The following is a 21,977-nucleotide window of genomic DNA, read 5'->3' as shown; positions in this document are numbered from 1 at the left end:
GTCACCAGGGGGGTCATGGGGAGGTTCATCGGGCCAGCAGTCTGCGATGGGAGTTGATGGACATGAGAATACCGAATGCCGCCATCAGGGTCACCAGGGATGTTCCACCGTAACTGAACAGGGGCAACGGCACCCCCACCACCGGCAACAGGCCGATCACCATACCGGTATTCACGAACACGTAGATGAAGAACGTCAGACTCAGGCTGCCGGCCAGCAGGCGGGCGTAGGTGTCCTGGGCGCGCACGGCGATGGCCAGGCCCCGCAGAATCACGAACAGATACAGGGCAAGGAGCAGCAGCACACCCAGCAGGCCGAACTCCTCGGCGTACACCGCAAAGATGAAGTCGGTGGAACGCTCCGGCAGGAACTCCAGCTGGGACTGGGTGCCATTGAGCCAGCCCTTGCCATACAGCCCCCCCGAGCCGATGGCGATCTTGGACTGAATGATGTGGTAACCAGCCCCCAGGGGATCGCTCTCGGGATTGAGCAGGGTGAGTACCCGTCGGCGCTGGTAGTCCTGCATGAAATGCCACAGCAAGGGGGCGGCACTCAGGGCCAGCACTCCCAGCCCCAGGAGCACCCGCCAGCGGATGCCCGCCAGGAAGATCACCAGCAGACCCGCCCCGGTCACCAGCAGGGCCGTACCCAGATCCGGCTGCTGGGCGATCAGGGCCGCGGGGATGGCCACCACCACACCGGCCACCATCAACTCCCGCAGGCGCGGCGGAAGTGGCCGATCGGCAAAGTACCAGGCCACCATCATGGGCACAGCCAGCTTCATGAATTCCGATGGCTGAAAGCGGAAGAGGCCCAGGTCCAGCCAGCGCTGCGCCCCCTTGCCCACCTCCCCGAAGAACATCACCAGTATCAGCAGCACCACCCCCACCAGATACACCCAGGGCGACCACTGGCGCAGATGATGATGGGGAATCTGCGCCAGCAGCATGAGCACGCCGAAGGCCAGGGCAACACGGACACCCTGGCGGTGCAGCATGTCCATATTCTCGCCACTGGCGCTATAGAGCACCACGAAGCCCAGGGACAGCAACAGGATGATGCCCCCCAGCAGTGGCAGGTCCAGGTGCAGGGCGCGCAGGATCTGGCGCCCCAGTCCGATCTCGGCAGCCGCCGTATGAAACATCAGGAATCCATCTCCAGGAGATAGTAATCCATCAACTTGCGGGCCATGGGGGCAGCCACCCGGCCACCGCTGCCCCCGTGCTCGACAATCACCGCCACGGCGATGCGTGGATCCTCCGCCGGAGCGTAGCCGATGAACAGGGCATGATCGTGCAGATGCAAGGCCAGCTGCTCCTCGTCGTACTCCTCATCCTCCCCCAGCCCGAACACTTGGGACGTGCCGGTCTTGCCGGCAATGCGGTAGGCAGCATCCCGGCCCGCCGTGTTGTATGCCGTCCCTCGGGGTCGGTGCATGGTGTTCTCCATGGGCACGAGCACCTGATCCCAGAATTCAGGCCGGCTGACCTGTACCGGGGGCAGGTACTGGGATTCGTCGATGGTCAGCTCCCCGCCCTCTCCCTGAATGCGTCCCCGCAGCAAATGCGGGCGTACCCGTTCGCCGCGCATGGCCAGAGTGCTGGTCACGGAGGCCAGCTGCAGGGGCGTGGTGAGCATATAACCCTGCCCGATCGCCGTGATGAGTGTCTCGCCGGGATACCAGGGCTGGTTGTGCGTGGCACGCTTCCATTCCCGGGTGGGCAGCAGGCCCTGACGTTCGCCGGTACTATCGATGCCCGTGCGCTGACCAAGACCAAAAAGCCCCAGAAACTCGGACATGCGATCAATGCCCATCTTGTGGCCCAGATCGTAGAAATACACGTCGGAGGATTGGGCGATGGCCCGATCCAGATCCACTGCGCCGTGGTAGCGCCAGTCACGGTAGCGGCGGGAATCATTGGGCAGGGTGTAGTAACCCCGAGTGTACATGATGCGTTCGGCCGTGGTGATGCCGTGCTCCAGACCCGCCAGCCCCACGACGGGCTTGAGGGTGGAGCCGGGCGGATACTGTCCGGACAGCGCCCGGTTGAACAGGGGCTGGCGCCGATGGGTGCGCAGTTCCTGGAAGACGGACCGGGGGATGCCGTGGACGAACAGGTTGGGATCGAAACTGGGCATGCTGACCATGGCCAGCACTTCGCCATTGCGCGGATCCATGGCCACGATGGCGCCCGCATAGCCGTCCAGGATCTCTTCCGCCGCCCGCTGCAGGCGCACATCCAGGCTCAGCACCAGGTCGCGTCCCGGCGTGGCCGGCTCCCGCTCCAGGACCCGAAGCGTGCGTCCCTGCGCATTCACCTCCACCTTCTGGAAGCCCACCTGGCCGTGGAGCTCGTCCTCGTAGTAGCGTTCAACCCCGAGCTTGCCGATATGGGAGGTGCCGGCATAGCGCCGAGTATCGATACGGGCCAGTTCCCGCTCGTCGATGCGCCCCACATAGCCCAGCACGTGAGCCAGTGAGGCACCCTGGGGATAATGTCGGGCGACGCGCGCCTCCACATCCACCCCCGGGAAGCGATGCCGGTTCACGGCAAAGTTGGCCAATTCCTCATCGCTGAGGTTGAGTTTCAGGGGTACCGCCTGGAAGGGACGCTTGCCACGCAGCATGCGGCGAAACCGCTCGATATGCATCTCCTCCAGATTCACCACCTGGGCAAGTCGCTCCAGGGTGTCCTCCATGTCCTCCACCTGCTCCGGGGTGATCTCCAGTTGATAGGCGGGGCGGTTTTCCGCCAGCACCACACCATTGCGGTCGAAGATCAGACCTCGGGGGGGCGGCAGGGCCTCCAGGCGCACGCGATTGTTCTGGGACAGGGTGGAAAAATGAGAATAGCTGGCCACCTGCAAGTGACCCAAACGCGCACTGAGGATACCGAACAGCAGGGCGACCACCACCACCAGGATCACGACCCGGGCGAGGAAAAGCCTCTTTTCCTGGTGGTGATTCTTGAGGGGTTGGCGCGCCGGCATGGACTCGCTGATTCCGGTGATACGTGCGGGAGTAAGAGTGCGGGACCGGGGCCGCCGGCCCACGACTCGCGCGGGGCGCGCAGCCCTTCACAGGACGCCACACCCCACGGAACCGTTCAAATCAGCCCTTTTGCTGGAAGCGCTTGACGGAGGATTCGATCTCCGCGCGAGCGGCATCGACGCCTTCCCAGCCTTCCACCTTGACCCATTTGTTGGGTTCCAGTTCCTTATAGTGCTCGAAGAAGTGCTTGATCTGGTCCAGCAGCAAGGGCGACACATCGTCTGGCCCCTGAATGCGATCGTACTCAGGATAGAGCTTGGACACGGGCACCGCCAGCAGCTTGGCATCTTCACCCGCCTCGTCCGTCATCTTGAGCATGCCCACTGGGCGGGAACGGATCACGCTGCCGCTCAGGAGCGGATGCGGGGTCAGGACCAGCACGTCCACCGGGTCGCCGTCATCGGACAGGGTGTGGGGGATGAAGCCATAGTTGCAAGGATAGAACATGGGCGTGGCCATGAAGCGATCCACCACCAGGGCGCCGCTGTCCTTGTCCACTTCATATTTGACGGGCGAGGCCTGGGCCGGGATCTCGATGATCACGTTCACATCATTGGGCAGGTCCTTGCCAGCGGGAATATTGTCTATATTCATGTGTCTTCACTCCAGATGGGTTGTAAACCGACGCGGCATTATAACGGCATGACGCGCTGCGGAAAGCATGAATCCAGTGGGGGTGGTTGCGCCCCAATAGCTGGAGCAGGTATAAGTCTCGGCCTATTGTCTTGAATAAATCGCTTAAAACAAGCTCTAAGCTAAAGGGGAAATACCATGCGTATCGTCCTGTTGGGGGCTCCCGGTTCCGGCAAGGGAACCCAGTCCAAACTGATCATGGAACGTTACAAGGTCCCGCAGATCTCCACCGGCGACCTGCTGCGCGCCGCGGTATCCGCAGGCACACCTCTGGGTCAGCAGGCGAAGGCCGCCATGGACGCTGGCGAACTGGTCACAGACGACGTGGTACTGGGCATGATCCGCGAGCGGCTGGCCATGCCGGACACCCAGCGCGGGTACATCCTGGACGGCTTCCCTCGCAACCTCAACCAGGCCGGCAGCCTGGACGACATGCTCAGCGACCTGGGCCAGCCCCTGGATGCCGCCGTACTCATCCACGTGGACTTCGAGAGCCTGATGCAGCGCCTCACCGGTCGCCTCACCTGCGCCTCCTGCGGTGCCGTGTTCAACAGCTACACTCACCCCCCCCGCCAGGAAGGCGTCTGCGATCTGTGCGGCGGTGAACTCAAGCATCGCTCAGATGACAACGAAGAGACCATCGGCAGCCGCCTGAAGGTCTATCAGGCCCAGACCGAGCCCCTGGTGCAATACTACGGAGACAAGAGCCTGCTGCACACCGTGAAGGGTGAGGGCGAGATCGAGGACATCTTCAAGGAGGTCTCCAAGGTGCTCGAGTCCGTGGGTGGCCCGAAGGCCTGAAGGCCCTGAGACCCGGACTTTGCCGGTGCCGAGGGAACGGCGCCGGATTTCACTCCCGCTGATCGGACTCGCCATCGTGTACCGACACGCCCCCTCCTTGATATTGTGTGCCAGTGTCGCCTTCACGCCCGCCCTGGCGGATGAATGGGCCCTGTGCGATTACCTCCCCCCTGCCCCAGAGATCTCCCACGCCGATGACGGTCGACTGCGCTTCGAGGCCGATCGGGCCTTCCTTGACCGTGACGGCATCTCAAGACTGGAGGGGAACGTGGAGGTCTTCGAGGGCACGCGCATCTTCACCGCCGATCGCTTCGAGTACGAACACGCCCGTAATTACCTGGAGGCCATGGGCAACGTCACCTTTGACGACAAGGCCGGCCTGAGCTTCGAAAGCAGCGCCGGCCACCTCTATCTGGATTCCGAGGAAGGACGCTTCAAGGAGGTGGAATACTTCTTCCGGCCCCGGCACGCCCGGGGCAAGGCGAGCGCCATCGAACCACGCGGACCCGACCGGTTCCGGCTCAGCGACGCCAGCTACACCACCTGCGACCCGGGCCGCCAGGACTGGCAGCTCACCGCCAGCCGGGTTGACCTGAACCAGGATAGCGGCCGGGGCACGGCCCGTAATGTGCTGCTGCGCTTTCATCGGGTGCCGCTGCTGTACACCCCCTGGATCAACTTCCCCATCGACGACCGGCGCCAGACGGGATTGCTGCTGCCCAGCATCGGCAATGCCGATTCCACCGGCCTGGACGTGGAGATTCCCTACTACTTCAACCTGGCCCCCAACCGGGACGCCATCCTGGCCCCGCGTTACCTGGGCCGTCGAGGCATCATGCTGGGCAGCCAGTATCGACACATGTCGGGTAGCTCCGTGGGGCGCTTCGATCTGGAATACCTTCAGGATGACGAAGTGTACGGGGATGACCGCAGCTGGTTCACCTGGGATCAGGAATGGCGTCCCACCTCCCGGCTGCGTCTGCACACCCGGGGCACGGATGTATCCGATGCGGATTACCTGTCGGATTTCGGCAGTTCCCTGGATGACACCAGCACCACGCACCTGGAGCGGCGCGCCGACCTGAGCTACCAGGCCAGCAACTGGAATCTGCTGGCTCGAGTAGAGGACTACCAGACCGTGGACGACAACATTGTCGGCCCGGACCGGCCCTATAAACGCCTGCCACAACTGCTTTACCGTGGAGATTGGCCGCGGGCCACCCATGGCATCGACCTGGGCATGCGTGCGGAATGGGTGAGCTTTGACCGGCGCGACAGTGTGACCGGGCAGCGCACCGACATCATGCCCGAGGCCAGCCTGCCCCTGCAGGGCGCGGCCTGGTTTCTGACACCCCGCGTGCGGTATCGTCTCACCCACTACGACCTGGAGGGACAACCGTCCGGTGCCGACAGTCAGTTACAGCGGGACGTGCCCATCGCCAGCGTGGACGGGGGGCTGTTCTTCGATCGCCCCCTGCAAGGGGACCGCTTCCAGACCCTGGAGCCCCGGGTGTTCTACCGCTACACCCCTTACCGGGACCAGGATGATATCCCCCGGTTCGATACCTCCGAATACGGTTTCAGCTTTGACCAGCTGTTCCGCGACGAAAGCTTCAGCGGCCCGGACCGGGTAGCCAACGCCAACCAACTCACTACCGCCCTCACCAGCCGGGTGGTGGATGCGAGCAGCGGTACCGAACGTTTCCGTGTAAGCCTGGGGCAGATCCAGTATTTCGACGACCAGCGCGTGCGGCTGCGACCGGAGGATACCCCCCGCACCCAGGACAGTTCCTCCATCGTGGCCGAGGCCGCCTGGCGGCCGGATCGCTACTGGAATGTGCGTGGCACGACCCAATGGGACCCGCATCGGGAACAAACCGAGCGCCGCACCGCTCAACTGCAATACCGGCAGGACGGCAATCGAGTGGCCAACCTGGGCTATCGGTTCCAGGAGGATCGCCTGGAACAGACCGATCTCTCCTTCGCCTGGCCCCTGTCCAAGCGTTGGGATGCGGTAGGGCGATGGGCTTACAGCCTGGAAGACCATCGGGATCTGGAGATCCTGGCGGGTCTGGAGTACAACAGCTGCTGCTGGGGTGCGCGGGTGGTGGCCCGGCGTTATCTGACCGATGGCGTGCAGGGCGAATACAATGAAGGCATCTACTTTCAACTGATCCTCAAGGGTCTGGGCAGCCTGGGCACCGGGCTGGGAGAACTCCTGAGTGAAGGCATACTGGGTTATGAAGACGATTATTAGCATCCTGCTCATGGGGCTTATGGCCTTCCCGGGCGTGGCCCTGTCCCAGGGCGGCAACAACCACCCCGGGGTGGTGCCTCTGGACGAGGATGGCCGCCTTCTGGACCGCATCGTGGCCGTCGCGGAAGAGGATGTGATCATGCACAGCGAATTGTTCGAGCGCATCCAGACCATCCAGCGCCAGCTGGCCGCCCGGGACGGCCGGGCCCCACCGTCGAACGCACTGGTTCGCCCGGTGCTGGACCGGCTTGTACTGGAGCGTCTGCAACTGCAGGAGGCACGCCGCATCGGCATCCGTATCGATGACATCAGCCTGAACAATGCCATCGAGAACATCGCCCGGGAAAACGGCATGACCCTGGGCCAGTTCCGCGACCGGCTGGTGGCCGATGGCATCGATTTTCGCGCCTTCAGGGAACAGATCCGCGATGAAATGGCCATCGCCCAATTGCACCGGCGACAGGTGGACAGCCGTATCCAGGTGAGCGAACAGGAGATCGACGACCTGATCGCCAGCGAAAGCGGCGCCATCGACCGGGATGTGGAATATCGCCTGCTGCACCTGCTGGTGTCCCTGCCCGAGGGGGCCACCCCGGAACAGATTCGGGAGACCCGGCAGCGGGCCGAACGCATCCGCGAAGAGGCCGCCGAGGGCGCCGACTTCACCCAACTGGCACTACGCGAATCCCAGGGACAGCAGGCGCTGGAAGGCGGGGATCTGGGCTGGCGCAATGCCAATCAGGTTCCCACCCTGTTCTCCCGGCACGTGGTGCTCATGCGGGAGGGGGATGTGAGCGAGGTGATCCGCTCCCCCTCGGGATTTCATATCGTCAAGCTGGCCGATCGGCGTGCCGGCAGCCGCAGCCTGATCCAGCAAACCCGGGTACGCCATATCCTGATCACCCCAAGCGAAGTGGTCAGCGACCGGGAGGCCCACGATCGCATTCGCTCCCTGCGCAACCGCATTGAGGATGGGGCCGATTTTGCGGAACTGGCCCGGGCCCATTCCGACGATCGTGGCAGTGCCCTGCGCGGTGGTGACCTGGGCTGGACCGACCCTGGCGACATGGTGCCCCAGTTCGAACAGGTGATGAGCCGCACCGAGCCCGGTTCGGTGAGTGAGCCTTTCCGCACCCGCTTTGGCTGGCACATCCTCCAGGTGGAGGACCGCCGCAGCCATGACAGCTCCCGCGAGTTGATGCGTTCCCAGGCCCGGGAAATCATTCGCGACCGCAAGCGGGATGACGAACTGGAGATCTGGCTGCGCCGCCTGCGGGACGAATCCTACGTGGAGATGCGCCTGGATGATGTTGCAGCGGTGGATCGCGGCCTGAACCAGCAGGCCCGCTGATGAGCCCGGCCCAGGCGATTCCCCGCATTGCCATCACACCCGGCGAGCCCGCCGGGATTGGTCCCGACCTGGTGGCCATGCTCAGCCGGGAGCCCTGCTCTGCGCAGCGGGTGGTGCTGGGCGACCCACAGGTTCTGCTGGATCGGGCCGAGCAATTGGGGATACATCTCACGCTCACCCCGCTGGATCCTGACCAGCCCCCCCAGGCCAACGCACCGGGGCAACTGCATCTGTGGAAAGGCTGCACCGTGGCCGAACCAGTGATCCCCGGCACACTGAACCCGGCCAACGCCCGATACGTGCTGGACACCCTCACCCAGGCCGCAGACGGCTGCCTTGAAGGAGTGTTTGATGCGCTGGTCACCGGACCGGTGCACAAGGGCGTCATCAACGAGGCAGGCATCCCCTTCACCGGCCACACCGAATTCCTGGCCGAGCGCTGCCGGGCCTCCATGCCCGTGATGATGCTCACCGCGGGCACCCTGCGGGTGGCCCTGGTCACCACCCACCTGCCCCTGTCCCGAGTGGCCCAGGCCATCACCCCCGAGCGCCTGGAGATGGTGCTGCGCGTGCTGCATGCGGATCTCAGGAACAAATTCCCCCTGGAGACGCCGCGCATCCTGGTCTGTGGCCTCAACCCCCATGCCGGCGAGGGCGGGCACCTGGGGGATGAGGAAATCCGTGTGATCACACCGGTGCTGGAGCGACTGCGTGGCGAAGGCATGGACCTGACCGGCCCCCTGCCCGCCGACACCCTGTTCACCCAGCGGCACCTGCGTCATGCCGATGCAGTACTGGCCATGTATCATGACCAGGGTCTGCCAGTGCTCAAGCATGCCGGTTTCGGCGGCGCCGTGAACATCACCCTGGGCCTGCCCATCATCCGCACCTCGGTGGACCATGGCACGGCGCTGGACCTGGCCGGTACCGGCCAGGCCGAAGGGGGCAGCCTGCATGAGGCCCTGGCCACCGCCATTCATATGGTCCACGCCCGTCACGGCAACGCAGCGCCGTAGTGGAACGAACCGCCCCATGACATTGAAACCCTGCCCCATGCAAAGGAGCCAGCCATGAACCGCGCCCCGCGCCTGATCGCCCTCACCCTGGTGGGTGCCGCCTTGCTGTCCACCGGCTGCACCTTCGTGAAACTCACCCCCGAGGCCCAGGAAACCCGGGTGGTTCCCGCCGACCGGGTGGCCGACTGCGAGCGTCTGGGCAGCACCACCGCCTCCATGGCCGAGCGCATCGGCTTCCTCAAGCGCCCGCCCGAGCGCATCGAGCAGGAACTGGAACACGCCGCCCGCAATGCCGCCGCCGACATGGGCGGCGACACCGTGGTGCCCCGCGGCGAGATCATCGACGGCAGACGCACCTACGACGTCTACCGCTGCCTGCAATGACCGGATAACCCCTCTTGAATCACGCCCCCCGCAAACGTTTCGGCCAGCACTTCCTGCACGACCCCGGCGTCATCCAGCGCATCGTCGGGGCCATCGCCCCGCGCCGTGATGACACCCTGGTGGAGATCGGTCCCGGCCTTGGGGCCATCACCGGCCCCCTGCTGGAACGCCTGGATCACCTGCACGTGGTGGAACTGGACCGGGACCTGATCCCCCACCTGCACACCCTGGGCCCACCCGGCACCATCACCGTGCATGAGGCCGACGCCCTGCGCTTTGCCCTGGACAGCATCCCGGGGCCCCGGCCCCTGCGGGTGGTGGGCAACCTGCCGTACAACATCTCCACGCCGCTGATCTTTCACCTGCTGGATCAGGCCGCGCAGATCCGCGACATGCATTTTCTGCTGCAAAAGGAGGTGGTGGAGCGGCTCACCGCCGGCCCTGGCACCGCCGCCTATGGGCGCCTGGGCATCATGGTGCAATATCGCTGCCGCGCCGAGCCCCTGTTCCATGTGGGTCCCGGGGCCTTCCGCCCGCCACCCAAGGTGGACTCCGCCGTGGTGCGTCTCACCCCCTACGAGACCCTGCCCCATCCGGCCAGGGACGAACGCCTGTTTGCCCGGCTGGTGCAGCAGGCCTTCACCCGGCGCCGCAAGACCCTGCGCAACGCCCTGCAGGGGCTGGCCCTGGTGGAGCAGATCGAGGCCGCCGGCATCGACCCTTTGCACCGGCCCGAGACCCTCTCGGTGGAGGCCTTCGTGCGCATCGCCGATGTCGTGGCCGAGACCGCTGGCGCCGCCCCTGCCGATCAACCCTGAGGACCGGCGGGCCGCTGGCGGCAGCCCCGACTAACACGTTACACTGAACGCTTTTCTCCGCCGTGGGCGAGGACAGAATCACATGGGCGAACAGAACCCTTTGCTGCGTTTGCGTGACCTGGGCCAGAGCGTCTGGTACGACTACATCCGCAAGGACCTGATGGCATCCGGCGAACTGGACCGGCTGATTCGCGAGGACGGCCTGGGCGGCCTCACCTCCAACCCGGCTATCTTCGACAAGGCCATCACCGGCAGCGATCTCTATGATGATGGCATCCGCCAGGCCCTGGCGGCAGATCCGGACATCAGCACCCCCGCCCTGTTCTACCGTCTGGCCATCGAGGATCTCCAGGCCGCCGCCGACGCCTTCCGTGCCACCCATGACCGGACCGGGGGCCAGGATGGCTTCGTCAGTCTGGAGGTGTCACCGGACCTGGCCTTCGACACTGAAGGCACCGTGCGCGAGGCCCTGGACCTAGCCGCCCGGGTGGATCGTCCCAACCTGATGATCAAGGTGCCCGGCACCCTGCCGGGGCTGGCCGCCATCGAGCAGCTCACTGCCCGGGGCGTGAGCGTGAATGTGACCCTGCTGTTCTCGGTGGCCCGTTACGAGGCCGTGCTGGAGGCCTATCTCAAGGGCCTGGAGGCGCGCATGGAACAGGGCCTGGCGGTGGATCGCCTGGCCTCGGTGGCCAGCTTCTTCGTGAGTCGGGTGGATACCGCCCTGGACGACATGCTGGAGGAACGCATCCGCGAGGGCCGGCCGGTGGAGCACATGCAGGGCCGCCTGGCCATTGCCAATGCCAAGCTGGCCTATGCCCACTTCCTGGAAGTCACACAAAGCGAGCGCTGGCAGCGCCTCAAGGCCGCCGGCGCCCGTCCCCAGCGCCTGCTGTGGGCCAGCACCGGCACCAAGAACCCTACCTACAGCGACGTGCTCTATGTGGAATCCCTGATCGGCAAGGACACGGTAAACACCCTGCCCCCGGCCACCTACGATGCCTTCCGCGACCATGGCCACGCCGAGCCCACCCTGGCCACCGACCTGGAGCAATCCCGCGCCCTGATCCAGGGCCTGCCCGACCTGGGCATCGACCTGGAAAGCGTGACCGACCGCCTGGAAAGCGAAGGCATCGAAGCCTTCGCCAAGGCCTTCGATCACCTGATGCAGGGCCTGGAAGACAAGCGCGCCCGCCTGACCGCCTGATTCCTCCAGGGCAGGACCTTCCTCCCGGCAATAGGGAGCGGCCCCCTTTCCCCCCAAGCCCCCCCCGGCTCCCTGTGGGAGCCGACCTGGCCGGCGATGTGCTGCGACAACAGCATCCAAATCAGGCCATCTGCCCACCGCCTTCGCGGGCAAGGCCCGCTCCCACAACAAAAGAGCCAACCCCATCAACTCCACCTGTGGGAGCCGGCCTGCCGGCGATGCGCTGCGACAGCAGCGCCCGGAACAGGCCATGTGCTCACCGCCTTCGCGGGCAAGGCCCGCTCCCACAGCAAAAAAGCCAGCCCCATCAACTCCACCTGTGGGAGCCGGCCTGCCGGCGATGCGCTGCGACAGCAGCGAACAGGTCAGGCCATCTGACCACCGGCCTTCGCGGGCAAGGCCCGCTCCCGCAGCAAAAAACCAGCCCCATCAACTCCACCTGTGGGAGCCGGCCTGCCGGCGATGCGCTGCGACAGCAGCGAACAGGTCAGGCCATCTGACCACCGGCCTTCGCGGGCAAGGCCCGCTCCCGCATAGGGCCACCTCTCACAGAAAATCCATTCCACAAGAGACCGCCCCGTCAGCAGTTAGGTCATGCTGACTGATGTACACTAACCCTCCGTGGTACGACACCCACTTTCACCGACTTGCAAAGAGAGAAAGACATGCCATGGACGGCAAACAGTCATCGCCTGCGGCTCGGACGTTTCAGTGAACCAGGGCGACTCTACCTGGTAACCCTCACATGCCACCAACGTTACCGGCATTTCACCTCCCTCACTGCCGGTCGTACTTTCGTGGGCTCATTGATGAGCGTCCACCACCAGGCAAAGACGCTGTGTTATGTCGTCATGCCGGATCATGCGCATTGGCTCATGCAACTGGAAGTCGATACCGACCTATCCAGGGTGGTCCAGAAGGTCAAGTCACTCACCACCCGACAGATGCGATCAGGCGGCGGATTATCTGGCCCTTTGTGGCAAAAGGGTTTTCATGACCGCGCCTTGCGCAAGGAAGACGACGTGATAGCAGTGGCGCGCTATGTGATAGCCAACCCTTTACGGGCAGGACTTGTGGAGAGTGTGAGGGTCTATTCCCTATGGGACGCCTGCTGGCTGGAGACTGAATAAGTCCGGACACGCCAAGTGGGAAAGGTGGTGCCTGGCCGTTGCCACATACCTGCATCGGGCATGGGCGCTGGCCTTGCCGGCGATGTGCTGCGACAGCAGCGAACAGATCAGGCCATCTGCCCACCGCCTTCGCGGGCAAGGCCCGCTCCCACAACAAAAGAGCCAACCCCATAAACTCCACCTGTAGGAGCCGGCCTGCCGGCGATGCGCTGCGACAGCAGCGCCCGGAACAGGCCATCTGCCCACCGCCTTCGCGGGCAAGGCCCGCTCCCACAGCAAAAAACCAGCCCCATCAACTCCACCTGTGGGAGCCGGCCTGCCGGCGATGCGCTGCGACAGCAGCGCCCGGAACAGGCCATGTGCTCACCGCCTTCGCGGGCAAGGCCCGCTCCCGCAAGGGCCCGCCCCCCCTCTGCAGGTGAAAGGGGGCTGTCCCCTTTCTGCAGGTTCCTTCATCATGGGTGCTGAGCCCTTTACCGGCAGGTGATGCCATGAAGATCCTGGCAGGCGACATCGGTGGTACCAAAACGCTGCTGATGCTGGCTGATGTTTCCGATGATCGGCTGACAGCGCTGGCGCGTGAGCGATATGCCAGCGCCGATTACCCGGACCTTGCCCCCATGGTAAGGGCCTTCCTGAGTGACGCCGGGCTTCCCCGCGATAATATCGATGCCGCCTGCTTTGCCCTGGCCGGGCCGGTGGCGCGCGCTCAGGGGGTGGAACGGGCGCGACTCACCAACCTGCCCTGGGAACTGGAGTCGACCCGACTGGCACAGGATCTTGGCATCCCCCGGGTGGCCCTGCTCAATGATTTCGAAGGCATCGGCCACAGCCTGGACGACCTGCCCGCCGAAGCACTGCATACCCTGCAGGCCGGGCGGGCCGAACCCGACGGGGTACGTCTGGTCGTCGGAGCGGGGACTGGCCTGGGAGTCTGCATCGTGCCGCCCGGGCAGCCCCTTCAGGTTCTGCCTACGGAGAGCGGACATGCGGACTTCGCACCGGCCAATGCCGCCCAGGACCGCCTGTGGCAGTACGTGACGGACCTGGACGGGCGCTGCAGTCGTGAACACCTGCTGAGTGGCCGGGGGCTGGGGCGCGTGGCCGGTTTTCTGGTGGCCCAGGGCCAATCGCCGGGGCAGACCCTGAGTCAGGCCCTGGAAGGGGACGACCCCGCTCCGGTGATTTCCCAACTGGCCCTGGAGGGCAGCGACCCCGTGGCAGTGGAGGCCATGGACCTGTTCCTGGCCGTTTATGGCGGCCAGACCGGCGATCTGGCGCTGGGCTGCTTGCCCTTCGGCGGTGTCTTCATCGCCGGCGGCATCGCCCCGCGGCTGCTGCCACGGATGCGCGAGGGTGGCTTCATCGAAGCCTTTCGCAGCAAGCCCCCCATGACCCACCTGTTGGAACGCATGCCGGTTCAGGTGATCGGCGATACCGACGCCGGCCTGCTGGGGGCTGCCCGCCATGCGGCCAGCCTGTGTCGAGGGTTGGACGGGGCGGCCTGGCGCTCATGAACCCCTACCCTTTTCGGGTCGTGACCGCTTAGCCGGCATGCAGGTCATCTCCATCCTGCTCGGTCTGTTGGTGCTGGCGGCCCTGGTCGGAGGTTTGCTGGGCTGGTGGATCCTGTTCCAACAGCGGGCACTCAAGTCCCGCATCGCTCAACTTGAACGGATACTGGCCTCTTCGGAGCGGCAAGCCGGGGAAGCCTACCGGGGCACGGCCACCGACTCCCCCACCCGCGTGGAAGATACCCGGACCCCGGTAGCAGCCTCCCCCCCTTCCGACGACATTCCCATCAGTCTGCCGGATCAGCCCGCCAAGGATCCACCGGACCTGCCTCACCCATGGAAGCGCCCCGCCTGGCTGCAACACCTGCTCAGCCACTGGATGGTCTGGCTCGGTGGTCTGTGCGTGAGCCTGGCCGGGATCTTCATGGTCAAGTACAGCATCGATGCCGGTCTTCTTGGCCCATGGGGTCGGGTGATCCTGGCCCTGGTCACGGGTCTGGCACTCCACGTGCTGGCCGAGTGGCTGCGGCAACGCAAGGGGCATGATCCATCCCTGGCCGCCCTGGCGGGCGCTGCCAGCATCACCCTGTATGGTGCCCTGCTGGCCGCCCTCCACCTCTATGCCCTGCTGGATCCGGGCATCGTCTTTGCTTTGCTGGCCCTGGTTTCTCTGCTGACCATGGCGCAGGCGCTGCTCCACGGCCCGATACTGGCGGCCATCGGCTTGCTCGGCGCCTTCGTGGTGCCACTGCTTGTGAGCGACGGCAGTGGTGACATCGCCATCCCCCTGATCTACAGCCTGATCATCACCGCCAGTGGGCTTTGGCTGCTGCGAAGGATCTTTCGCCCCTGGCTGTGGTGGGGGATCGTCGCCGGAGCCCTGGGCTGGTGGATGTTATCCATGACCACCCCCGATGGAGACGGGTTACGCGGTCTTTACCTGGCTGCCCTCGCCTACGCCGTGGTCGCCATCCCGCGCCATCAATGGCTGCCTTGGAAGCCTCGCCCGCGCCCTGCGGGGATGGTCGGTGGGCATGTCTCGCTGATGGGGCGTCGATGGGGCCCGCAGGCCCTGACGCTGCTGCTGATCACCCTGGCCTGGGGGGCATCCATTCATCGCCAGGGGTTCGACACCCAGGCACTGGTCCAGTGGGCACCCCTGGTGGTGATCCTCACCCTGGCTGCCTGGCGGCGTGCGGAACTGCAGGCCCTGCCCTGGCTGAGCCTGGGCATACAGTGGCTGGCCTGGCTCGCCAGCGCCATGACCCTCAACCTGCTGGCCGACCAGTACCAGCTACGGGGGCTTGCATCCGACCTGGAGATACCCTTCCTGCAGTTCGCCGGCGCCATGGGCCTGCTCTACGCCGGCCTGGCCTTGCTACACCTGAAACATCGCGGCTTTTCCCATGCCTGGATGTCCCTGGCCCTGGTCGCACCACTGGCCTGGGTGGCCCTGGGCTGGCTGCTGGTCAGCCGCATGGACCCGCACGCCGGCTGGGCCATGACCCTGTTGATCGCCGGCATGATCTACGGCGCCGTGGCTGCCCGGCGTCTTCAACGCCAGGCAGGCGATGTCATTGCCCTGTGGTTCGTGCTGGCGGGCCATCTGGCCTACGCCCTGTCGGCGGCCGTGTACTTCCGGGAGGCCGGCCTCACCCTGGCCCTGGCCGCGCCCCTGCTGACCCTGGCCTGGCTGCGCAAACGCTACCCACTGCCCTGGCTGGAGTTCATCATCAAGGGGATCCTGCTGCTGGTGCTGGCCCGTCTGACTCTCAACCCCTGGGTGCTCAACTACCCACCGGATGTGCACTGGTCGCTCTGGACCGGCGGCGGTGCCACGCTGTTCTGCGCCCTGGCCGCCTGGCAGAGCCGCAGCCGCCCGTCCCTGCAGCGCTGGCTGGAGGCCGGCACCCTGCATTTGCTGGTGCTCACCCTGGGTGCGGAGGTGCGTTACTGGCTACATGACGGCGATATCTTCATCGATCATTACAGCCTCACCGAGGCGGCCATCAACACCACCCTGTGGGCGACGCTGGCGATGGTGTACTGGTATCGGGCGGGCCGTGATGAGGCCCTGGCGGGGCTTTATCGGGTATGCTCGTGGGTTTTGCTGGCCCTGGCGGCGGGCAGCTATGCCCTGGCAGTGACGGTGCTCAACCCCCTCTGGAGCACCGAAGCGGTCTCTGCCCGCCCCATCGCCAATCTGCTCTTGCTGGCTTACGGGGCACCGGTACTGATGGCCCTATGGGTGGCCTGGAAGCATGCCCCGCACGCACGGCCCGTGGCCTTGGCGGTGGCCGGCGTGGGGTTCTGGCTGTTCGTGAGCCTGCAGGTGCGCCATCTGTGGCAGGGGGATGTGTCGCTGTGGCTGTCCACGGGTCCGGGCGAGTTGTATACCTATTCGGCCGTCTGGCTGGTGATGGCGGCTGCCGGCCTGCTGGCCGGCAGCCTGTGGCGCCTTCAGGGAGTCTATCGGGCCGGCATGGCCCTGCTGACGCTGGTGATCGCCAAGCTGTTCCTGATGGACATGGCGGGACTGGATGGCCTGTGGCGCGTGGCCTCGTTCATGGGCCTGGGCCTGTCACTCCTGGCCCTGGCCTGGCTGCACCGGCAATGGCTCAACCGCACTTGCTATCCCCGCAGTTGAGGCAGGTGAGGCAGTTGTCCATGACGACCACGGCCTGGGTGTGGCACTTGCCGCAGAGCTGGGCGCCGGGGGGGAAGCTTTCCCGGGCCTGGGGATCGTCGCTGGCCTGGTGCACGCTTTCTTCGTACTGGGCGCGCTTTTCCTCCACCAGGCGGCGCTGGTGTTCGTCCAGGCCGTCGTCCTTGATCAGGCCGATCATGCGCATGTGGCTCTCGATGGCGTCGCCGATCTCGGCCACCAGGGAGGGCATGTACTTGCCGCCCTTCTTGAAATAGCCGCCGCGGGGGTCGAACACCGAACGCAGTTCCTCCACCAGGAAGGTCACGTCCCCGCCCTTGCGGAATACCGCCGAGATGATCCGGGTGAGGGCCACGATCCACTGGAAGTGGTCCATGTTCTTGGAGTTGATGAAGATCTCGAAGGGCCGGCGCAGCTCGTGTTCAGTGCCCGGGTTCAGGATCACGTCGTTGATGGTCACGTACAGGGCGTGCTCCGACAGCGGCGTCTTCAGCTTGTAGGTGGACCCGAGCAGCATCTCGGGCCGTTCCAGCTTCTCGTGCATGTGCACCACCTTGGCGGAGCCCTGGGCGGGCTGCGCGGGGGCCGGCGCGGGCGCACTGGGCGCCGCCGGCGGAGCGGACGATTCCGTGGGGGCGCCGGCCTGAGCGGCGCTCTCCTCGGCGGATTCTTCCCGCCAGATTCCGAAATCCACGATCGGTTTGTCAATCTTGATGGTCATGTACCTGTGCCCCTGATTCAGAATTTGCCGTAGTACCCTTCCTTCAGGGCCTCGTAGAGATTGGCGGCATTGTGGCTCTCGCCGTCGTATTCCACTTCCTCGTTGCCCTTGGCCAGCACCACACTGCCATCTTCCAGGACGAACCGGTAGGTGGTGTTTTCCAGGTCCTTTTCCTTGACCAGCACGCCCTGGAAGGCCTCCGGGTTGAAGCGGAAGGTGGTGCAGCCCTTCAGGCCCTGCTCATAGGCATAGCGGTAGATGTCCTTGAAGTCCTCGAAGCGGTAGTCCGTGGGCACGTTGGCGGTCTTGGAGATGGAGGAGTCGATCCATTTCTGCGCCGCTGCCTGCACGTCCACATGGGACTTGGGCGTGATGTCGTCGGCGGTGATGAAGTACTCAGGCAACTGGGCGCCCGGCTCCTCGGAATACGGCATGGCCTTCGCGTTCACCAATTCCCGGTAGGCCAGCAGCTCGTAGGAGAACACGTCCACCTTTTCCTTGGTCTTGCGGCCCGAACGGATGATGTTGCGGGCGTAGTGATGGGCGAACGAGGGCTCGATGCCGTTGCTGGCGTTGTTGGCCAGGGACAGGGAGATGGTCCCCGTGGGGGCGATGGAGCTGTGGTGGGTGAAGCGGCAGCCCTCCTCGGCCAGGGCCTCCACCAGTTCGGGGTCCGCCTGGGCCACCCGCTGCATGTAGCGGCTGTAGCGGGCATGCAGCACCCGGCCCTTGAGGGTATCGCCCACCTTGATGCCGTCCTTCTCCAGTTCCGGACGCAGGCGCAGCATGGCCGGGGTCACCTGGAATTCCTCGTCCATGATGGGGGCCGGCCCCTTCTCCCGGGCCAGTTCCAGTCCGGCGCGCCAGCCGGCCAGGGCCATCTCGCGGGTGACTTCTTCGGTGAAGGCCAGGGAACCCTCGTCGCCGTATTTCATGCCCAGCATGGTGATGGCGGAGCCCAGCCCCAGATAGCCCATGCCGTGGCGGCGCTTGCGGGAGATCTCCTCGCGCTGCTCCGGCAACGGCAGGCCGTTGATCTCCACCACGTTGTCCAGCATGCGGGTGAACACGGCCACCACCTCGCGGAAGGTCTCCATATCGAAGCGGGCCTGATCGGTGAAGGGATCCTGCACGAAACGGGTCAGGTTGATGGAACCCAGCAGGCAGGCGCCATAGGGCGGCAGGGGTTGCTCGCCACAGGGGTTGGTGGCGCGGATCTGCTCGCACCACCAGTTGTTGTTCATCTCGTTGACCTTGTCGATGAGCACGAAGCCCGGCTCGGCGTAGTCGTAGGTGGAGGTCATCACCATGTTCCACAGGTTGCGGGCCGGCAGCATCTTGTAGATGCGGCAGGCCACCAGGCCTTCGTCATTGGTGATGTAGTCGTTGTCCACGGGCCAGTCGCGCCACAGGACCTGGGCGGGATCGTTCAGGTCGATGCCGTCCTGTTCCGCCTCCTGGGGGCCCAGGGGGAAGGCCAGCGGCCACTGGGCGTCGTTCTTCACGGCTTCCATGAAGTCGGCGGTGATCAGCAGCGACAGGTTGAACTGCCGTAGGCAGCCATCGGTGCGCTTGGCGCGGATGAAGTCCTGCACATCGGGATGGCCGATGTCGAAGGTGCCCATCTGGGCACCACGCCGCCCCCCGGCGGAGGAGACGGTGAAGCACATCTTGTCGTAGATCTCCATGAACGACAGGGGGCCGGAGGTGTAGGCGCCCGCGCCGGAGACATAGGCACCCCGGGGGCGCAGGGTGGAGAAATCGTAGCCGATGCCGCTGCCGGCCTTGAGGGTGAGGCCCGCCTCGTGAAGCTTTTCCAGGATGTCGTCCATGGAGTCGTGGATGGAGCCGGACACGGTGCAGTTGATGGTGGAGGTGGCGGGCTTGTGTGCCCAGGCACCGGCGTTGGCGATGATGCGCCCGGCCGGGATGGCCCCCAGGCGCAGGGCCCAGAGGAAGCGCTCGTACCAGGTCTCGCGCAGGCCCGGCTCGGCCTCCACGTCGGCCAGGGCGCGGGCGACCCGCTTCCAGGTGTCGTCGATGGTGGGATCCAGATCCTCACCGGTGCGGGTCTTGAGGCGGTATTTCTTGTCCCAGATATCCATGGAGGCGGGCTGCATGGGGACCTCCCTTGAGACGACGGTTGCAAGGGCCTGGCGGGACTGGGATTTCATGGTGGCGGGATCCTTTTTCTACTATCTGTTGTGGTTGATGATTAACCAGAACACAACATCATGGATGTGAGGCGATCGAAGCTTAGGCAGTTGGCGGAGGGATTTCAAGCGCTCACAGGGGGCTCAGGGGGAGGTGCGGGAGAGGCGAAGCACGCCGAAACGGGCCTGGGACGCGGGGTTCCAGGGGTTCGGTCGGGACGGATAATTTTTTTTGATCCGACGAACGGTCGGCGACCGGAGGGAAGATGCGAAGGGGTGAGTGATGGCCCCGACGATCGGGGCCATCTCCTACGGGTTTGACCGTGGATCAGCCGTGGGTGATGAGGGTATTGAGGCGCTTCACGAAGCCCGCCGGATCCTCCAGCTGCCCGCCCTCGGCCAGTACGGCCTGATCCAGCAGCAGGCTGGACCAGTCCTTGAACCGGGCCTCGTCGGTCTCCTCGCCCATGCGCTGGATGAGACGGTGGGTGGGGTTCACCTCCAGCACCGGTTTGGTGTCCGGCAGGTTCTGACCCGCCTGCTTGAGCAACTGCTGCATGTACAGGGCCATCTCGTCTTCGGAGAGCACGATGCAGGCCGGGGAGTCGGTGAGGCGGTGGGAGAACTTCACCTCCTTGACCCGCTCGCCCAGGGCCTCCTGGATGCGCGGCAGCAGGTCCTTGACCTGCTCCTCGGCCTCCTGCTGGGCCTTTTTCTCCTCTTCCGTCTCGGTGTCGCCCAGGTCCAGGTCGCCCTTGGCCACGGACTTGAGGGACTTGCCCTCGAACTCGTGCAGGTGCGAGACCAGCCACTCGTCCACCCGGTCGGAGAGTAGCAACACCTCGATGCCCCGCTTGCGGAAGACCTCCAGGTGCGGGCTGTGCAGGGCCGCCGTGTGGCTGTCGGCGGTGATGTAGTAGATGGTGTCCTGCCCTTCCTTCATGCGGCCGATGTAGTCGGCCAGGGAGACGTTCTGGGTGGCCTCGCCGGTGTGGGTGCTGGCAAAGCGCAGCAGGCGACCGATCTGCTCCCGGTTGGCGTAGTCCTCTGCAGGGCCTTCCTTGAGCACGCGGCCGAAGGCGTCCCAGAAGGTCTGATATTCCTCGGGATCCTTCTTCGCCAGGTCTTCCAGCAGCCCCAGGACCTTTTTCACTGAACCGGAGCGAACACCGTCGATCAGGCGGTTGTTCTGCAGAATTTCCCGGGAAATGTTCAGGGGCAGATCGTTGGAGTCCACCACCCCGCGCACGAAGCGCAGATAGGTGGGCATGAGCTGCTCGGCATCGTCCATGATGAACACCCGCTGCACGTAGAGCTTGATGCCGTGACGGCGATCCCGGTCCCACAGGTCGAAGGGGGCACGCTTGGGGATGTACAGCAGCGAGGTGTATTCCTGGCGCCCTTCCACCCGGTTGTGGGTCCAGGTGAGCGGCTCCTCGAAGTCGTGGGCCACGTGCTTGTAGAACTCCTTGTACTCCTCGTCGGAGATGTCCGATTTGGAGCGGGTCCACAGGGCCGAGGCCCGGTTGACCGTCTCCCACTCGTCCAGGGCCTTGCCGTCATCGTCCCGCTTGCGCATGGCGATGGGCAGGGGGATGTGGTCGGAGTAGCGGGTGATGATGTGGCGCAGGCGGAATTCATCCAGGAATTCGTCCTCGTCCTTCTTCAGGTGCAGGACCACCTCGGTGCCCCGCCCGGCCTTCTCCACCGTCTCCACGGTGAACTCGCCGCTGCCGTCGGACTCCCAGCGCACGCCGTGCTCGGCGCCCATGCCGGCGCGGCGGGTGGTGAGGGTCACCCGGTCGGCGACGATGAAGGAGGAATAGAAGCCCACGCCAAACTGGCCGATGAGGTGGGCATCCTTCTTCTGGTCACCGGTGAGGCGGCTGAGGAACTCCCGGGTGCCGGAGTGGGCGATGGTGCCGATGTTGTTGATGACGTCATCCCGGCTCATGCCGATGCCGTTGTCGCGCACGGTCACGGTGCGGGTGTCCTTGTCGTACTCCACCTGGATGCCCAGTTCGCCCTCGCCTTCCATCAGGGCATCGTCGGAGAGGGCCTCGAAGCGCAGCTTGTCGCAGGCATCGGCGGCGTTGGAGATGAGTTCGCGCAGGAAGATCTCCTTGTTGGAGTACAGCGCGTTGATCATCAGGTGCAGCAGTTGGCTGACCTCGGTCTGGAACTGTCGGGTTTCCTTGTGCGTATCGACGCTCATGGGGGCTCCGCTGTTGATAGGTGAATTGACTCGCGGAGTGGTATGGGGGTGAGTGGGTAG

Annotated in this window: 16 protein-coding genes; 10 read left to right on the top strand and 6 right to left on the bottom strand. The window is 65.0% G+C overall.

Features of this window, described 5'->3' with window-relative positions; all coding sequences use genetic code 11:
- Positions 1–25 precede the first annotated feature (25 nt).
- The 3 genes from rodA to ppa all read right to left on the bottom strand — a co-directional run bounded on the left by rodA (position 26) and on the right by ppa (position 3,646).
- Entirely contained in the window at positions 26–1,144 is a 1,119-nt protein-coding gene (gene rodA, locus ECTHA_RS0109075; protein ID WP_025280725.1) for a rod shape-determining protein RodA, read from the bottom strand.
- On the bottom strand, positions 1,144–2,991 hold the full coding sequence (mrdA, locus tag ECTHA_RS0109070; RefSeq protein ID WP_025280724.1) for a penicillin-binding protein 2: 1,848 nt from the start codon (positions 2,989–2,991) through the stop codon (positions 1,144–1,146). Before mrdA ends, rodA begins: the two co-directional genes overlap by 1 nt.
- Positions 2,992–3,112: 121 nt before the next feature.
- Positions 3,113–3,646 carry an inorganic diphosphatase gene (gene ppa / locus ECTHA_RS0109065; RefSeq protein ID WP_025280723.1) on the bottom strand — a complete coding sequence of 178 codons (534 nt, stop codon included), beginning with the start codon at positions 3,644–3,646 and terminating at the stop codon, positions 3,113–3,115.
- Positions 3,647–3,823: 177 nt separating this feature from the next.
- Here ppa and ECTHA_RS0109060 point away from each other — a divergent pair, with 177 nt between their 5' ends.
- From ECTHA_RS0109060 to ECTHA_RS0109010, 10 genes are all read left to right on the top strand, one after another.
- Complete coding sequence (locus ECTHA_RS0109060; protein ID WP_025280722.1) at positions 3,824–4,486, top strand: adenylate kinase; 663 nt, start codon at positions 3,824–3,826, stop codon at positions 4,484–4,486.
- A gap of 76 nt (positions 4,487–4,562) precedes the next feature.
- Positions 4,563–6,743 (top strand): LPS-assembly protein LptD, encoded by a 2,181-nt coding sequence (locus ECTHA_RS0109055; protein WP_238984815.1) that lies wholly within the window; start codon positions 4,563–4,565, stop codon positions 6,741–6,743.
- Positions 6,727–8,094 (top strand): peptidylprolyl isomerase, encoded by a 1,368-nt coding sequence (locus ECTHA_RS17800; protein ID WP_051582630.1) that lies wholly within the window; start codon positions 6,727–6,729, stop codon positions 8,092–8,094. The genes ECTHA_RS0109055 and ECTHA_RS17800 overlap by 17 nt, the downstream gene beginning before the upstream one ends.
- Positions 8,094–9,110, top strand: a complete 1,017-nt coding sequence (gene pdxA, locus ECTHA_RS0109045; RefSeq protein ID WP_025280719.1) for a 4-hydroxythreonine-4-phosphate dehydrogenase PdxA — start codon at positions 8,094–8,096, stop codon at positions 9,108–9,110. Before ECTHA_RS17800 ends, pdxA begins: the two co-directional genes overlap by 1 nt.
- A 54-nt stretch (positions 9,111–9,164) precedes the next feature.
- On the top strand, positions 9,165–9,494 hold the full coding sequence (locus tag ECTHA_RS0109040) for a DUF4156 domain-containing protein (RefSeq protein ID WP_025280718.1): 330 nt from the start codon (positions 9,165–9,167) through the stop codon (positions 9,492–9,494).
- Positions 9,495–9,508: 14 nt separating this feature from the next.
- Positions 9,509–10,312, top strand: a complete 804-nt coding sequence (gene rsmA / locus ECTHA_RS0109035) for a 16S rRNA (adenine(1518)-N(6)/adenine(1519)-N(6))-dimethyltransferase RsmA (protein WP_025280717.1) — start codon at positions 9,509–9,511, stop codon at positions 10,310–10,312.
- A gap of 82 nt (positions 10,313–10,394) precedes the next feature.
- Positions 10,395–11,519: a transaldolase gene (gene tal, locus ECTHA_RS0109030; protein WP_025280716.1), complete on the top strand. Its 1,125-nt coding sequence runs from the start codon at positions 10,395–10,397 to the stop codon at positions 11,517–11,519.
- A 665-nt stretch (positions 11,520–12,184) separates the two neighbouring features.
- Entirely contained in the window at positions 12,185–12,649 is a 465-nt protein-coding gene (locus ECTHA_RS0109020; RefSeq protein ID WP_025280715.1) for an REP-associated tyrosine transposase, read from the top strand.
- A gap of 491 nt (positions 12,650–13,140) precedes the next feature.
- Positions 13,141–14,166 (top strand): glucokinase, encoded by a 1,026-nt coding sequence (glk, locus tag ECTHA_RS0109015; protein ID WP_025280714.1) that lies wholly within the window; start codon positions 13,141–13,143, stop codon positions 14,164–14,166.
- A 37-nt stretch (positions 14,167–14,203) separates the two neighbouring features.
- On the top strand, positions 14,204–16,810 hold the full coding sequence (locus ECTHA_RS0109010; RefSeq protein ID WP_025280713.1) for a DUF2339 domain-containing protein: 2,607 nt from the start codon (positions 14,204–14,206) through the stop codon (positions 16,808–16,810).
- On the opposite strand, the gene ECTHA_RS17795 is transcribed toward ECTHA_RS0109010, so the two are convergent.
- From ECTHA_RS17795 to htpG, 3 genes are all read right to left on the bottom strand, one after another.
- On the bottom strand, positions 16,782–17,549 hold the full coding sequence (locus ECTHA_RS17795) for a TSCPD domain-containing protein (RefSeq protein WP_035369551.1): 768 nt from the start codon (positions 17,547–17,549) through the stop codon (positions 16,782–16,784). The genes ECTHA_RS0109010 and ECTHA_RS17795 overlap by 29 nt on opposite strands.
- A gap of 17 nt (positions 17,550–17,566) precedes the next feature.
- Positions 17,567–19,723: an adenosylcobalamin-dependent ribonucleoside-diphosphate reductase gene (locus ECTHA_RS0109000; RefSeq protein WP_025280712.1), complete on the bottom strand. Its 2,157-nt coding sequence runs from the start codon at positions 19,721–19,723 to the stop codon at positions 17,567–17,569.
- A 307-nt stretch (positions 19,724–20,030) separates the two neighbouring features.
- Positions 20,031–21,917, bottom strand: coding sequence for a molecular chaperone HtpG (htpG, locus tag ECTHA_RS0108995; RefSeq protein ID WP_025280711.1), 1,887 nt, complete (start codon positions 21,915–21,917; stop codon positions 20,031–20,033).
- Between the last annotated feature and the right edge of the window lie 60 nt (positions 21,918–21,977).

It is taken from the genome of Ectothiorhodospira haloalkaliphila ATCC 51935 (assembly GCF_000633935.1).
GTDB classification, from domain to species: domain Bacteria; phylum Pseudomonadota; class Gammaproteobacteria; order Ectothiorhodospirales; family Ectothiorhodospiraceae; genus Ectothiorhodospira; species Ectothiorhodospira haloalkaliphila.
Note: the sequence above shows the minus strand (reverse complement) of the source record. Positions and strands in the feature narration are given on the sequence as shown.

Bases quoted from the DNA above. Each gene is read 5' to 3' on its own strand.
- rodA (WP_025280725.1), bottom strand. From the start codon at position 1,144: ATGTTTCATACGGCGGCTGCCGAGATCGGACTGGGGCGCCAGATCCTG.
- mrdA (WP_025280724.1), bottom strand. From the start codon at position 2,991: ATGCCGGCGCGCCAACCCCTCAAGAATCACCACCAGGAAAAGAGGCTT.
- ppa (WP_025280723.1), bottom strand. From the start codon at position 3,646: ATGAATATAGACAATATTCCCGCTGGCAAGGACCTGCCCAATGATGTG.
- ECTHA_RS0109060 (WP_025280722.1), top strand. From the start codon at position 3,824: ATGCGTATCGTCCTGTTGGGGGCTCCCGGTTCCGGCAAGGGAACCCAG.
- ECTHA_RS17800 (WP_051582630.1), top strand. From the start codon at position 6,727: ATGAAGACGATTATTAGCATCCTGCTCATGGGGCTTATGGCCTTCCCG.
- pdxA (WP_025280719.1), top strand. From the start codon at position 8,094: ATGAGCCCGGCCCAGGCGATTCCCCGCATTGCCATCACACCCGGCGAG.
- ECTHA_RS0109040 (WP_025280718.1), top strand. From the start codon at position 9,165: ATGAACCGCGCCCCGCGCCTGATCGCCCTCACCCTGGTGGGTGCCGCC.
- tal (WP_025280716.1), top strand. From the start codon at position 10,395: ATGGGCGAACAGAACCCTTTGCTGCGTTTGCGTGACCTGGGCCAGAGC.
- ECTHA_RS0109020 (WP_025280715.1), top strand. From the start codon at position 12,185: ATGCCATGGACGGCAAACAGTCATCGCCTGCGGCTCGGACGTTTCAGT.
- glk (WP_025280714.1), top strand. From the start codon at position 13,141: ATGAAGATCCTGGCAGGCGACATCGGTGGTACCAAAACGCTGCTGATG.
- ECTHA_RS0109010 (WP_025280713.1), top strand. From the start codon at position 14,204: ATGCAGGTCATCTCCATCCTGCTCGGTCTGTTGGTGCTGGCGGCCCTG.
- ECTHA_RS17795 (WP_035369551.1), bottom strand. From the start codon at position 17,549: ATGACCATCAAGATTGACAAACCGATCGTGGATTTCGGAATCTGGCGG.
- ECTHA_RS0109000 (WP_025280712.1), bottom strand. From the start codon at position 19,723: ATGAAATCCCAGTCCCGCCAGGCCCTTGCAACCGTCGTCTCAAGGGAG.
- htpG (WP_025280711.1), bottom strand. From the start codon at position 21,917: ATGAGCGTCGATACGCACAAGGAAACCCGACAGTTCCAGACCGAGGTC.